This is a genomic window from Nonlabens sp. Ci31 (assembly GCF_012974865.1).
In the GTDB taxonomy this organism is placed as follows: Bacteria; Bacteroidota; Bacteroidia; order Flavobacteriales; family Flavobacteriaceae; genus Nonlabens.
Genome location: NZ_CP043633.1, coordinates 3,065,018 through 3,080,555, shown reverse-complemented (window position 1 = coordinate 3,080,555; position 15,538 = coordinate 3,065,018). Strand labels below are relative to the sequence as shown.

The 15,538-nt window shown below is 36.6% G+C and carries 10 protein-coding genes; 3 read left to right on the top strand and 7 right to left on the bottom strand.

All coding sequences use genetic code 11. The features are described 5' to 3' along the window. The first annotated feature begins 396 nt into the window (after nt 1-396). Both F0365_RS13570 and F0365_RS13565 read left to right on the top strand, forming a co-directional pair. Entirely contained in the window at nt 397-2,841 is a 2,445-nt protein-coding gene (locus tag F0365_RS13570; RefSeq protein ID WP_169934190.1) for a zinc-dependent metalloprotease, read from the top strand. A gap of 129 nt (nt 2,842-2,970) precedes the next feature. Next, nucleotides 2,971-3,723 (top strand): helix-turn-helix transcriptional regulator, encoded by a 753-nt coding sequence (locus F0365_RS13565; RefSeq protein WP_169934189.1) that lies wholly within the window; start codon nt 2,971-2,973, stop codon nt 3,721-3,723. 81 nt (nt 3,724-3,804) lie between these two features. Here F0365_RS13565 and F0365_RS13560 read toward each other — a convergent pair whose 3' ends face one another. After that, nucleotides 3,805-4,986 carry an MFS transporter gene (locus tag F0365_RS13560; protein WP_317169848.1) on the bottom strand — a complete coding sequence of 394 codons (1,182 nt, stop codon included), beginning with the start codon at nt 4,984-4,986 and terminating at the stop codon, nt 3,805-3,807. A 426-nt stretch (nt 4,987-5,412) separates the two neighbouring features. Between F0365_RS13560 and F0365_RS13555 the strand changes: the two genes are divergently transcribed. Continuing rightward, entirely contained in the window at nt 5,413-6,000 is a 588-nt protein-coding gene (locus tag F0365_RS13555; RefSeq protein ID WP_169934188.1) for a hypothetical protein, read from the top strand. Nucleotides 6,001-6,323: 323 nt separating this feature from the next. On the opposite strand, the gene F0365_RS13550 is transcribed toward F0365_RS13555, so the two are convergent. The 6 genes from F0365_RS13550 to F0365_RS13525 all read right to left on the bottom strand — a co-directional run bounded on the left by F0365_RS13550 (nt 6,324) and on the right by F0365_RS13525 (nt 15,376). Next, entirely contained in the window at nt 6,324-7,373 is a 1,050-nt protein-coding gene (locus F0365_RS13550) for a hypothetical protein (protein ID WP_169934187.1), read from the bottom strand. A 612-nt stretch (nt 7,374-7,985) separates the two neighbouring features. Beyond that, complete coding sequence (locus tag F0365_RS13545) at nt 7,986-8,420, bottom strand: hypothetical protein (protein ID WP_169934186.1); 435 nt, start codon at nt 8,418-8,420, stop codon at nt 7,986-7,988. Between the two features lie 220 nt (nt 8,421-8,640). Continuing rightward, the gene (purL, locus tag F0365_RS13540; protein WP_169934185.1) at nt 8,641-12,282 is read right to left on the bottom strand and encodes a phosphoribosylformylglycinamidine synthase; all 3,642 of its coding nucleotides are present in this window, start codon (nt 12,280-12,282) and stop codon (nt 8,641-8,643) included. Nucleotides 12,283-12,587: 305 nt separating this feature from the next. After that, nucleotides 12,588-13,361 carry a WG repeat-containing protein gene (locus F0365_RS13535; RefSeq protein ID WP_169934184.1) on the bottom strand — a complete coding sequence of 258 codons (774 nt, stop codon included), beginning with the start codon at nt 13,359-13,361 and terminating at the stop codon, nt 12,588-12,590. A 334-nt stretch (nt 13,362-13,695) separates the two neighbouring features. Beyond that, entirely contained in the window at nt 13,696-14,241 is a 546-nt protein-coding gene (locus F0365_RS13530) for a GNAT family N-acetyltransferase (RefSeq protein WP_169934183.1), read from the bottom strand. 439 nt (nt 14,242-14,680) lie between these two features. After that, a complete protein-coding gene (locus F0365_RS13525; protein ID WP_169934182.1) occupies nt 14,681-15,376 on the bottom strand; it encodes a hypothetical protein in 696 nt (231 codons plus the stop codon). Nucleotides 15,377-15,538 lie beyond the last annotated feature (162 nt).

The window sequence follows — 15,538 nt, the reverse complement described above, 5'->3', positions numbered from 1 at the left end:
TAATGGATATTTTAGAAATCAAATAGCTTTATTTTAAACAGTTTTTAAAACAGTAGAAAATAATTTTCTATTGGTATATTTTCAAAAGGATTGCTTCAAGTGGGTTCTTTTAACTCCCTTGCTAGGGCTTATTCCTCCAGTGATTACACACAAAACCTCCTCATAGTAATAGCAGAAATTTCTTTTAAAAACTTTTAATGAAAAAGCATAATAAATGACTTGATTAAGTTCGCAGAAGACCGTTTAAATTTGAAACTGTTGACCAAATCAACTCCTATACTAGAACTCTTCGCATAACAACTTATTTCTTAGAGTTTTGTTAAGCTTTTTAAATCTCAAATAAAAGGTGAGAATTATACCCTATTTTGTTCCTGAATTTAAATGATCCCTTTATAAATGAAAAAAATAATTCTCACCAGCCTTGTCATAGCGATGACTTTATTAATGAGTAGTTGTAAAACAACTCAAAAAGCAGTTGCTGAAGCTGACAAAGAGGTCGCAGCAAAAAGCAGCAAGAAAAAATCAAAATTCAAATCGTACGACAAAGTCATCACAAGTGAAGCTATCACTGACGAAGGACTTTTTAAGACGCATCAAGTCGGAGAGGACTTTTTCTATGAGATCCCTAATAAAATGCTCGATAAAGACCTGTTATGGGTCACTCGTATTGCACAAATCCCATCTAATTTAGGAGGTGGATATATGAATGCAGGAAGCAAGACCAACCAGCAAGTAGTTTCTTGGCAACGTTTTCAAGATAAAATATTGCTGAAAGTAAAATCATATTCTGAAGTAGCATTGGACTCTACTGCTGCGATCAACAATTCTGTAAAGGTTAATAATTATGAGCCTACCATGTATGCTTTTGATATCATGGCATTTGATGCAGATTCCACGGCAACGGTTATTGATGTGACTAAATTCTTCAGTACAGATGTTCCTTCTATTAGTGGATTAAGTCCAGGATTGCGAAAAGCGTATAAAGTACGCGGTCTCGATAAAGATCGAAGCTTTATCAATTCTATAAAATCATTTCCAGAAAATATTGAGGTAAAACAAGATGTTACTTTTACAGCAGCAGAGCCGCCATCTAACGGATCTGTAGGGTCCATAAGTATGCAAGTAAATCAGTCCATGATTCTTCTTCCTAAAGAACCTATGCAACCTAGATTATACGATCCTAGAGTTGGCTTTTTTACGGTAAACCAAATTGATTATTCTAGCGCAGCTTTAAAGGCAGATGAGAAGACCTATATACGCAGGTGGAGATTAGAGCCTAAAGATCCAGAAGCCTACGCAAGAGGTGAACTGGTAGAACCAGTTAAGCCTATTATCTATTATTTAGACCCAGGAACACCAGAAAGTCTGAAGGAATATATCAAACAAGGTATTGAAGACTGGCAGAAGCCATTTGAAACAGCAGGATTTAAAAATGCAATCATCGCAAGAGATGCACCTACACTGGAGGAAGATCCAGAATTTAGTCCAGAAGATATTCGTTATTCTGTAGTGCGTTATGTGGCAAGTACTACTCGTAATGCTGTGGGACCATCGGTAAGTGATCCTAGGAGTGGAGAGATTATAGAAAGTGATATCATTTGGTACCACAATCATCTAAGGTCATACAGAAACAGGTATTTACTAGAAACCGGAGCAGCAAACCCTAGCGCGCGCACTTTAAATACCAATGCTGAAGAAATAGGGGAGATGATGCGGCAAGTAATTGCACACGAAGTAGGCCATGCTCTTGGTTTCCCTCATAACATGGCCGCTAGTTATGCCTATAATGTGGAAGACTATAGAGATGGAGATTTTACTCAAAAGAATGGTATTGCTGCAAGTCTAATGGATTATGCACGTTACAACTATATTGCACAACCAGGTGATGAAAATATCAGATTTGTACGCCAGATGGGACCTTATGACCACTATGCGACTAACTGGGGTTATCGTGTGATTCCTAATGCTACTTCTCCAAAGCAAGAAACAAAAACCTTGAACGACTGGATCATGGAAAAAGCGGGAGATCCTAAATATAAATTTGGTCGTCAGAGCAGTAGATTTGATCCTCAATCACAGACAGAAGCTATAGGTAATGATCCCATAAAGGCCAGTGCTTATGGAATTAAAAACCTGAAATATGTCGCTAAAAATTTACCAGAGTGGACCTCAGATCAAACTAATAATTACGACGATCTTGAAGAGTTATATGGAGAACTTTTAGGAGTTTATTCTAGGTATGTAGGTCATGTGGTTACTAATGTAGGAGGGGTAAACGAGGACCTTAAGAAACCTTTACAGTCAGGTACTGTTTACAGTACGGTAGATAAAAATACACAAAAAGAATCTGTAGAGTGGATACAAGAAAATGTGTTTGATACTCCTAATTGGTTGGTAGATAAGCAAATCCTTCAAAACATCAATCCAGACGGATACTTTGAAGTTTTAAGATCGGTACAAACGCGTCATTTAAATAGTTTATTAAGTTTTGACCGCATCGGTAGGCTGATCAATTCAGAAACGGTTGATACCGATTACTATGCCGCAATAGATTTATTACAAGACCTAAGAATGGGTATGTTCTCAAGATCAACTATAGATATTTACAAAAGAAACTTGCAAAGAGCTTTCGTGGACCGACTGGAATACCTCATGACAACAGCTCCTTCACGCAGTGACTATAATGTTGCTCAAAGTGATGTCAGAGCACTGGTAAGAGGTGAACTAAATACCTTGCAGTCCACTTTACTCCGTAAAAGAAATGCCACTACTAACAAAGTAGACCGTTATCATTATGAGGACCTTTTAGCACGAGTAGAACTAATTTTAAATCCCCGATAAGAAGAGTTTTGATTTTTGAATAAAAGCAACCTGAAGAGGTTGCTTTTTTTTGTTTTTAAACACTGCTAGCATTTAAAATCCATGACTATTTAATTTTTCATTATATTTAACGTCTGTTAAAAAAAATTCATGAAAGCTTCCCTAGAGGCACATAGAAAAGAATTAACCGCTATCGCCTCACAGAAAGAACAAGATATAGATTCCTTTTTGGAATCGTTCAAGTCTTTTGCCATCGATGGCCTTAATATCAATTCTATAAGATACATCCTCAATCTTAAAGATTTAAAATATGAGTTTATAAGCAATTCATGTACTGCTTTTACGGGCATGAAGCCTATAGACTTTTATGGAAAAGGAATGCAAATTTTATCTGAAATAATGATTAGTAAGGATTTTAAAGCCCTTTCCAATGATTTATTTCCTGGAATGAACCAAGTAGTTAAAGACCTTTGTCTAGAAGACAAACGTGCCGTTGTATTTGAGCTGCATTACCATATGCAAAATAATAAGACTGGAAAGCTAACTCCCGTTGTAGAATACAGCTCCTATGCAGACTTTGACGATAAGGGGCGTCCCTCTATTTCTACAGGAATTTGTTATGAATCAGTATTGGATTTCAACGGTGTGCGTGGTTTGGTGCGTTTGAACAAAGAAGAAGAACAGAAGACTATTTACGACCGCACCATTTATTACTCCACTTATGTACTAACACCTTCTGAGAAAAAAATTATTGCACATCTATTGGAAGGAAAGGATCACAAAACTATTGCTGATGAAGAATGTATATCTCCTCATACGGTAAAAACCCATATTAAAAATATCTACAAGAAGTTGGACGTGAATAAAGCTTCAGAGCTGCTGGCTCATTTTACTAATAATTGATTTGCATATTCCATTTACTCAGAATAAAGTGGTGCATCAACTTTTATTTTCCAAAGAAAAGAAAGTAGAAAAGGCATACATTTATAAAGACTTATTGGGCCTATTAATACGGTAAAAAACTACAGATGCCAGTAAACCTATAAATGCAAAAATGGCAAGCATAAGAAACACTTGCTGCAAACCTAATTCGCCGGGAGAATTATCCATTAAAACACCCATTGCTGGACCCATAAATATATCTGGAGTAAAACCTATCAAAGAGATCAGGCCTACAGCTGTTCCAGTTAATTCAAGTGGAATTTTGCCTTCTTGAATAGCAGAAAAATAAAGCGTTCTAAAAGCATAAACACCTGTGGCAACAGTTATAATTGTAAACCAAAACAACATGCTAGTGTCAGGATTTATGTATCCAGAGGCAAAAATAAGTGCCCCTATAATGGTGATGCCAAAACTAATGATCATCATAAAAGAAGATCGCGTCTTATCTGCTAGAAGTCCTATCGCAATACCTATGAGCACACGTATTCCTAAAAGGTTACTTCCTATTGCTGCGGCATCACTTTCATTATATCCCATCACTTCATTAGCATATTGCGAATACACATCTGTGATTTTGTATCCTGTGTAAGCACAGAGTATAATGATCATCAATAGCCATACCGATGGAATTTTAATAACTTCCAAGTAATTTTTAAGGAGTTGATGCGTAGTAGTCTTTTCAATATTTTTGGTTACAGAAGGATCCTCTTTGACCAAAGCAATCAATAAAACACCTACAACAGCAATGATTACTGAGCATATCAATACCACATAACTATAAGCCTCCTTGCGTTCTAATAATGTGGCAGTTTCTATTTTTTCCACTAAAATCCAAGAGAATATAAGGATTCCCAACCAACCAAATGCAAAGGAAACTAAACCGCGACCACCATCGAGCAGCCCAAATGCAATTCCTTGTTGGAGCTTTCCTCCCAAGACCCTAGTAGCTTTAATCATCGCAGCCCAAAATAGAAAAATAGTTGTAAAACCCCAATAACCATAAAGCATAGTTAAGCCCAATAGGGATGGGTAAGTAGACATATAAATACCTCCAAGAGCAGTCAAAATCAATGAAATTGACATCAAGTACCTCGGTGGGTATTTATCTGCAAAACTTCCTCCAAAAAAGTAGGAAACAAAGGCTACTGTTCCATAAACTGAAAAACAAGTACCTAGTTCTAGATTAGTAAGTTCAAAAACATCAAGTACGGTAGGCCTAAATATACGAGCGAGTACAAATGGTAATATAAAAATAGCTTCTCCTGCAAGTATGAGAAGCAGCAGGTTGATTGCTCTTTGACCTTTGCTTAAGATAATCGTTGATTTTTAAGTAAAAGTAGTAAATAGTTTTTACAGAATCTAAGTAAATAAGACCAACAAAATATATCAAGCAGCCATAATCTGTGAATTAATCATAGGTATTTGCAATCGCGATAATCTAAAAAATGCTGCAAAGACTAAGGAATTTAGTGTGGTCTTAAAGCTAATTTCTAGGATCAGAGCGAATTTATTAAAATAACATTTGATAATAATATCGTTCAATAACATCATTTTTGGTTTATAAAAGTGTATTTAATCGATGAATACAGTTAATTAACCTAAAAAAGTTTTAAACTTTTATACCTTGCATCAAACCTTAAAATCAAAATTATGAAACTACTTTCCCTTTCCCTATGTTTTCTATTTCTAGCAGCATGTACTGTAGAAGAATCTGAAAATGCGACTCCGCAAGAAGTCAATTTTGAAATTAATGCTGCCGCATCTGCAGGTAAATTAGTTTCTCCGACGGCAGTACTTTGTCAAACCAGTGATCTGATTGCAGGTCAGAATACCGTTGTAGGAACGGTAGATGTTTATAGAGACGGGTTCACTTTATCTATCGTGTACCATACGATACCTGGGTGGAATCTTGATGAGACTCATATGTCTATAGGTAATTGTACTGGCGATATTCCTACTACGGGATCTGGTAACCCTAAAGTAGGTCACTTTGAATACAGTGCGGTACATGCTTCAGGAACTTCAGTAGTAACTTATACAACAGATGGTACTACTTTGCCTTTTGAAACCTGTATAGCTTCTCATGCGGTAGTTACGAGTTCTACAGGACAGAATGAAACTGCTTGGGGAGCTGGAGTAGGTTTTCCAGGTCGTTCTTGGGCAACTTACATGCAACTAGACATGCTTTCTTGTACCTCTACAACTAAAGACCCTTCTGATCCAGGTAATGACCGATAGAAAAGTATTTCTCTTTATGAGGAACTAATCATCATTCATATATTTAATAAAAGTCGTCTTAACAACAAATAGGTTGCTAAGTCGACTTTTTCATTTACAAGCATAGTACATCAATTTATTGGAAGGCAGTAAGTAGGTTATCCTATTTTATGCTTTCGCTTTCGCGAAAGCGAAAAAAAGAAATACAATAAAGTCATATTAGAAGCTATATCTTACTACAGAAACCTAGTAGATAGGACGTTTCTTTTAAAATTATTTACATAAATGAACATAGCAAAGCGACTACTTGGCATGTTAAAGTATTCAGTGCTTTACATACTATATTAGAGACAACTTTCTACAGTAACACTTATTTGGATAATGTAATAAGTACTGTCTGTAGTATTAGTTACTCTTACTAAATAAGATTCTATTAGACTCGTATTGCTAAATGCAGCACTGGTATCGATAGGATTTATTCCATTATCTGCATCTATCAATGTTCTATAAAAAGACAGACTGATTAAGGAGTCGTCTTGCTGTAAAATTTGATAAATACAAAAGGAATAATCGTCTAGTAGAATGGTAGCAAATCCAGGTGTTGTGTTATCCTCGCAAGCTGTAAAGTTGAAATCAAAACATTCATCTGTAGGAACATTGCAATATTGATTTAGTATTAATTCATCCAGATCATCAGTGAGTTTTAAAGTATCTGCATCTAGATATGCTACTTTCCAATTGCGATTAAAATCATTTTCAACGCTAATATTACCGTTGAGATTGATATTGATGTATAACTCGTTTTCAATAAAAATAGCGATCCATGACCCAAAAGCAGATAAGGGGCTGTAACTAAAAGTGGTTGCACCATTTTCTACAAATAAAGTAGCTCCCAAATAGTTATTATTAGATACTTGTGAGTAACCAACTTTCCATATGCAATCGTCAATAAGCGCTTGACAGTTGCCTATAAGTTCTTCTTCATTCTCGATGCAATCATCGATACTTTCTTTTAACTCTTCATTTGTGGTGATGCTCAACTGGGTTCCATCTGCTAGGGTTGCTGCGATAGGGAAGCTTATGCTTATAGAATGAGTAATAGGCAAGGTATCAAGAAAAGCACTAAAACCAGAATTATCCGTAATTAGGGTGTTTGCTATAACGGCATTATTTGCATCATAAGTAAACATGCTAATAGGATATACAATTAGAATACAAGAAATGGCATTTTCATCCATAGCGGGATCTTTTGCAACATCTTGTAATGTTTGATATAATTCAGAGTCCACGCTGATTAAATCTTTTGCACCAGCATCATCTAAATCTTCATAAGTACAAGAATGAATAACAGTAAATGCAAAAAATAGCATAAGGTATTTTTTAATATTTTTCATAACAAACGGTTTAGTTTCTACTTATTAGTCCTGGATACATCAAAAAGGTTGCGTGATGAAATAGTTCAACTTTAATGCTTGAAATTTTAGTTATCTGTTATTTTACCATGATTGTCTAAATCCAGTCCATTAATTGCCAGAATTAATGAGTGATTGTTGTGCATTCCTTGATATATCTTATCAGTTTGATATTTGTCCAAACGCACCAAGAAATATAAATAGCTGGTATGTTTATGAATTACATATTTATAAAACATTTTAAAAGCTCGTCGGAGACTAGTTCTGAAGAAAGAAGTTTATTAAACTCGAGAATTAAAAGCTCCTCGCCTAAGAATAGGCGAGGTGGGATTTCGCAGAAATCTCGGAGTGGTTGAATGCGGTGTTTGTTCATTTCAAGAAAGTTTATACTTATCGAGATGTTAATGGAAACTGAACGATGTTTAAAGTTCTCTCTTTTATTTTAAAGTATCTCGATACCATCCAGCATCGTTTCAAAGCCTTTGCGTTGTCTGCAAAGCTGTCAACTTTTTCCCATTCGTCTCAAGGGCGAGGCTTTTATAGAGAAAGGCAATTAAAGATTTATAAATATATAAAACTTTTGAAGTTAGATAATTACCTGCTTATAGCTGTTATTAAATTACTTGTAGCCAACCCTATTATATTTTTATCTTCAAGTGCTTTTAGGAGTCTCTCACTAAAAAACAGTCCGTTTGATCTTAAATAAATTACGTCATCGTTTTTAAAATCGTCATTTAAAAAACATTCTTCTACTAAATCATACGAATCTTTATTTTTAATAAAATCTTCCATATCATTAAATTTGAGTGTTTTTCTCTCTATACCTACTTGTTTAAAAAAGCGAGATTTTTCAAAATCAATAACATGATAATCAGTAATAGGGTTGAGAAAAAGATATAAATTAGAGTCAAATTTTCTCAGGTGTATTTGTTTAAAATATGAATCTTTAATACCAAGATCTTCAAATACCTCTTTAAACTTTTCGCTAACAATAAAACGTAAGCCAAAGAAATGCGGGGAATTAGACATCACATCAATTGGTTTCTTCCTACGACCCAATTTACCTTCAATACTTGAAGGTTAACTAGAGAAATCTTTCGCTTTCTTAAAATTATCTAAATGATTAAAAATAGATTTGTTAAACTCTCTCTTATAGGTTAAAAAAAAGTTTAAAATAATTTCTACAGTAAATGAGCTACAGTTCTTTCATCGATGGTGTATTCTACTTTTCTATATCTATTCATATTATCTACTTTCCACTCAACCATACTCTAGCATTCACAAAAGCCTCCAACCAAGGAGTCACCTTATCGTTCTTACGATCGTTAGGGTAGTGCGCCCAGTTCCAAGAGAATGTAGAACGTTCTAAATGCGGCATCATTACTAAATGACGTCCATCTTCTGAGTTCAACATCGCGGCGTTATAATCAGACCCGTTGGGATTTGCTGGGTAGGTGTCGTAGGCGTAAGTGGCAGGAATTTGATAATCACTGCGGTCTTTAGGTAAATGAAATTTCCCTTCTCCGTGTGCAGCCCAGATTCCTAGTTGGCTTCCTGATAATGTCCTCAACATAATTGAATTATTATCAGCAATCTCTACGCTTGTGAAATTACATTCAAACTTCCCAGAATTGTTGTGTAGCATTTTAGGTTTGTCATCGTGGTCTGGATGTATCAATCCCAATTCAACAAAAAGCTGACAACCGTTACAAACCCCTATACTCATCGTGTTTGGACGGGCAAAAAAGTCTTTTAAAGCTTTATTTGCTTTTTCATTGTATAAGAATGCTCCTGCCCAACCTTTGGCACTTCCCAAAACATCAGAGTTAGAAAAACCACCTACTGCTGCTATGAACTGCACATCTTCTAGGGTTTCACGACCAGCGATTAAATCGGTCATGTGAACGTCTATCACTTCAAATCCTGCGAGGTACATGGCGCGTGCCATTTCTCGTTCAGAATTACTTCCTTTTTCACGTATTACGGCTGCTTTTACTCGTTTTTGAGGCAATTCGGGTAGTTTTCCAGTAAAATGTACTGGAAATTTGAATTCCAACGGCTGATTCACATAATTCAACGCGCGCTCTTCTGCAGTGCCGTTAAAGGATTGTTTTTGATCTAGTAAATGTGAGGTTTCATACCACACATCTCTCATATCATCAACGTCTATGATGAATTCGTTGATATCCAACACCGCTTCATCTATCGCGTTTCCTATTTTAAAGAAAGGAACACCCGTTTTTGAAAGTTCTGCTTCTACACTGTCGTCGGTTACTTGAAGTACGATACCCGCATTTTCGGCAAAGAGTACTTTGACCATGTCGTGACCTACTTCACTGAAGTCCAGTTCCATTCCTATGTTTTGGGAAGGAAAACACAGTTCTAATAATGTAGTGATCAATCCGCCACTGGCGACATCGTGTCCTGCGAGTACTTTACCTTGTTTTATTAAGTTTTGGATGGCTGTAAATGCTTTCGCGAAAGCGGAACTATCCACAATAGTAGGACATTCATTACCTATTTTATTTTGTGTTTGTGCAAAACTAGAGCCACCCAATTTATGTTCATCACCACTCATGTTGATGTAATAAATAGGAGCGTCGTATTGCGGCTGTAACACAGGCTCAATAATGTTTGTGATATCGTCACAATTTCCTACGGTACTGATGATTACCGTTCCTGGAGCAAGCACGTCCATATCTGGATATTTTTGCTTCATAGAAAGACTGTCTTTACCGGTAGGAATGTTGATTCCTAGTTCAATAGCAAAATCGCTTACGGCTTTTACAGCGCTGTATAAACGTACATCTTCACCAGGATTGTTGCACGGCCACATCCAGTTGGCACTTAAACTCACACCTGACAAGCCTTTTTCTAGCGGTGCAAAAACAAGATTGGTTAAGGCCTCAGCAATCGCGTTGCGAGAACCAGCTGCTGGGTCAATTAAGGCAGCAACAGGAGCATGACCTATAGTAGTTGCTACACCGTTTTTACCGTTATAATCAATGGCCATTACACCTACGTTATTTAAAGGCAATTGTAATTCTCCACAAGTTTGTTGCTTAGCTACACGACCCGTTACACAGCGGTCTACTTTATTAGTTAACCAGTCTTTGCAGGCAACTGCTTCCAGCTGCAATACTTGATAGAGGTAAAGTTTGAAATCTTTTCCATCATAAGTAATAGGGGCATAGTTGCGATGGATGGTCTTGTCATCCATAATGGTTTTAGGACTGGAGCCGAACATATCTTCTAAGGCAAGGTCCATAGGACTGCGGCCATCTTTCTCGCTAAAAGTAAATCTGTTATCTCCAGTAACTTTTCCAACCTTGTATAAGGGTGCGCGCTCACGAGCAGCAATCTCTTCTAGAATAGGCGTGTCTTTAGGATCTATAACTAATCCCATTCGTTCTTGCGACTCGTTACCTATGAGTTCTTTACGTGATAGGGTAGGATCACCTATAGGGAGTTTCTCTACGTCTATAATCCCGCCAGTTTCTTCTACCAGTTCTGACAGGCAATTCAAATGACCGCCAGCACCGTGATCGTGAATGGATTTAATAGGATTGAGATCGCTCTCTACCAGACCGCGTATAGCGTTTGCCGCACGTTTTTGCATTTCTGGATTGGAACGTTGAACGGCATTTAATTCCAGTCCAGAATCTAGTGCGCCAGTATCTGAGCTACTTACCGCAGCACCACCCATTCCTATTCTATAATTATCTCCACCTAAAACGATGATGTCATCACCTGTGGCAGGAGTTTTCTTTAATGCTTGATCTTTTTTACCATAGCCTATACCTCCAGCCTGCATAATAACCTTATCAAAACCTAAATTCTGATCGCCTTCTTGATGTTCAAACGTCAAAACAGAACCTGTAATTAAGGGCTGGCCAAATTTGTTTCCAAAATCGCTCGCACCATTAGAGGCTTTGATTAAAATATCCATAGGTGTTTGATACAGCCATTTGCGTGCTTCAAAACCTTTTTCCCATGGGCGTTCTTCATTTAGTCTGGAATAACTGGTCATATAAACTGCAGTTCCTGCAAGTGGTAAGGACCCTTGTCCGCCAGCGAGTCGATCTCTTATTTCTCCACCAGATCCGGTTGCTGCGCCATTAAAGGGCTCTACGGTAGTAGGGAAGTTATGAGTTTCTGCTTTTAAGGAGATCACCGAATCAAAAAGACTGGTTTGATACACATCTGGTTTGTTGGCTGTTTTAGGAGCAAATTGCTCGGCTTGTGGTCCTTCTACAAAGGCTACGTTATCAGAGTACGCACTTACAATTCCGTTAGGCCAGCGCTTGGAAGTTTCCTTAATGAGTTTAAAAAGCGAGGTAGGCATCTCTTCTCCATCGATGATGAAGGTTCCATTAAAAATCTTATGGCGGCAGTGCTCTGAATTTACTTGTGAGAATCCAAAAACTTCACTATCTGTTAATTTACGATCTAATTTTTCTGAAAGTGCAATCAGGTAATCAATCTCGTCATCGCTCAAGGAAAGACCCTCTTGCATGTTATAAGCAGCGATATCGTCTATTTCTAAAACGTCTTCAGGTTTTACATGCACATCAAATTGCGACTGATCCAATTCATCAAATTTTTGCAACAACATTTTATCAAAGTCAGAGTCTGCTGTACACGTATAAAATTCTTCTATACGCAGAATTCCTTTGATTTCCATGTTTTGTGTAATTTCTACCGCATTGGTAGACCATGGAGAAATGGTAGTAGCACGCGGTCCAGTGAAAAAACCAGATAAAGAATCGGCTTCTAGTTTTGGAGCACCGGCAAAAAGCCATTGTAATTTCAGATTATCTTCTGGAGAGATCGGTGCTTGGGTTTGTACTACGTAAACTGATTGGGACGGATTTCCGTAAAAATGGATCATTTGAGCGCTTTTATGGGCGGTTACAAAGATACTTTTTTAGGATGATAATTGTGGTGGTTCCGCTTTCGCGAAAGCGGAATTATCAACGAACTTATTCACTACTACAAAATAAAAATGAAGAGTAACATTTAAATAGAAACTAGTAGAACTATTCGTTCTGTACCAACACTTGATTTTGGAATATTTGATATGTGTTAAAGCAATGGCTATTTCCTAACTTAATATTCTAATTACCAAATGAAATAATAGAAGAAAGCTAACCGTATTGCTTATCAAATAAACTAAAACATAAAGACAAGTGCCGATTATAACCTGTTTCCATGGACATCAATAAAATGCACATCGCCAGAGGAACTCCCATCAGGAAGTGTCACTTTTACGGTAAAATTAGATGTGAAATTACCTACAACAGCGTAGTTATAAGGGATAATTAATTTACCCGTAGTATCTATAAATCCCCATTTACCTACTTCTTCTGCAGTAGTACTATTGTAGGTATCAAGTTTTACAGCTGCCCTACCGTTATAGAAGGATTTAGCATCATCGTATTTATGAGGAATTGTAAGGGTTCCTTTTCTATCCATAAAACCAAAATTTCCGTTTTTCTTAACTGGGGCAAGACCGTTACCAAAATAACCAGCATCTTCATATAGGAAAGGAATCACCAACTTACCGGTAGTATCTATAAATCCGTGCTTACCCAACATCATTACAGCGGCAAGTCCATTGCTGAAAACTTTGACGTTTTCAAAGTCAAAGGGTATGACGACTTCTCCTTTTTTATTTATAAAGCCCAGTCTGTTATTCTTAGAAACCTTTGCAAGCTCTGAACCATAAAAGCCATCTACCCAATCAAATCTTTTTCCTAGATTTAGCTGCAGCACTCCTTTTTTGTTAAAAAACACAGATTCTCCGTTTTGGGTTTCAAAAAGAATCCATCCTTCTAGATCAGACTTTTCATCCAACGTGCTCTTGTTTGCAAGTATTTGATCTAATTTTATTTGGTCACTAGAAGTTAAATTTTGTGAGCCTGCGCATAGGCCAGTACACATGATCCATAGGGAGATATAGGTTTTCATGAAGATGCTGTTTTTTAATTAAAAGTAATGATAATCATTTTTAATTGTTTTAAAATGTACTTTTAGAATGTTTTATGCAAGTTCAATGCTACTGTGTTACTCTTGTAATGCAACTTAATCCTAACTTTTTAGTTATGGATCATTAGTGGAGATCAGGTTTTGATAAGAGCACTATGATTTACCTACTTCATATAACTACTGCCTATGCATGTCTAGTATCAAGCTCTTTGTTTTAAACCCTAGTTCTACTTTATAAAAGGTAATTACTGAATTAAAGAGGGGGCAATTTGTGATGACTAAAAAATCAGGAGATTGCTATTTGTAGTTGGATAGATCAAGCATTATTTAGATTCAACTTCATACGTAACATACCGCGCATTTCAGAGCGCATCGTCGGGGAATCCAGCGTGAATGGCTCTATAGTTTTAAAACCTAATTGCTGGTAAAAGTGGTACGCCGCCAGTTGTGTGTCCATACACTCTAACCAGATGGACTCTTGATTTTGTTCCTTTAGAAAATCGAACATCCACCTCATAAGCGCTTTTCCAATGCCTTTGCCGTGTATGGATGGATCGAGATAAATACGGTGCAATTTGGTCGTGTTGGATTCATTAATGGCGCTTGTTGGACAATCCTTTAAAAACCTAAGGATTCCAATAGGCTCCTCTTTCAAGTGTACAAAGTAATAGAAAACAGTAGGGGAGGACAAGTCACTTTGTAATTGTTGTAAATTAAATTGCGATGCCAGATAACTACTACCATCATCAAACCAGAGATGCTGGTACACCGGTCTGTAAATTTTCATCATGAGTTCCAATAGTCTCTCTTGATCTAATGTTGTAATAGGCTGGAGCGATAAATCTGGACGTAGGTAAATCATGTCATCAAATCAATTGAAAGCATTATAACTATTTAGACGGTTGGAGGGTGATAGAAGCATTATTTTATTACTGATAAAGGAGATTTCTCTACTATTAGCTTTTATTCATAGTAAAGACTTAAGCAAGTTTTTGGTTTATTTATGTCTAAGAATTAGCTGTAATTCATTGATAACAAAACGTCAAGTGGATTTCATAGGTCTCTTTTTTAAAACTAGAAATTATGTACTTATAACAGCAAATATAAAGATATAGTTGCGGTAACAGCATAGCGATAGTTTTAAAAACAACACCACATAAAAAACTCCTTAATTTTTAAATTAAGGAGTTGTACTTATTAAAGAATTTTCTATGTCAGACAAAAAACGTATGATTCTGGTGATAAAGGAACTGGTAATGTTTAGATACCGAATTTATTAAGGATGCTTTTAAAATTACAAATTAATCCATAATGCTCATGTAACTCGACCAGCCGCCGTTGTTGATTGTAAAACCACAACCGTAGGCTAAACCACCATTATTCCCTTGAAGTTTTATTGTGGTAGGTACTCCTGGGGTAACGTTAATAGGAAACTGTGCTGCTCCATTATTTGCGGCACCTACAGAACCTACACCTTCATTTGTTGTAGCGCTCAAGCTTACAAAACTGCCTACTGTAACATTATCCTTTATGACATGTACACCAAACCAAGAATGCTGGTTTGTATTATTAGGACCAGAACCACAAGTTAAACGATTGTACCCAGAAACAGCAAATGAGAGATAGACTACTTCATGTTTAGGGGTAAAAGTTAAAGCAGCTCCAGTGATATTAGTTTTTGTGGAGCCCACTATATTTTGGGCTGTTGAAAAAACAACACTCTTCATAGAACTTCCATACGCATCACTAGACCATAAGTTTCCAGATTCATCAATGTAGACCGTTTTTTTAACTGTAGTACTACTTGTAGCTAATTCTCCTGGATTTGTTCCTCCAGTGGTTACAGCAAGGTCATCAATACGCAAGGTCTGGATTCCTGTCTTACTTCCAGCCACATGCAATTCTGCTTGAGGATTACTTGTTCCTATACCCACCTGGGCATGAATAGTTAAACAAATACATAAAACGAATGTAAAAAAAGCAAAAATTGTTCTCATCAAATCTATTTTTTAAAATCGGAGGCAAATGTAAATAAACATTCCACAGAATATTGTGATCAGGTTAACAATTCGATGAATGGTACAACCTTTATCTAACCATGATTAAACATAAGATGAACTGTGATAGTCTAATTTAAATGAGTAACTCTGGAGAACTTT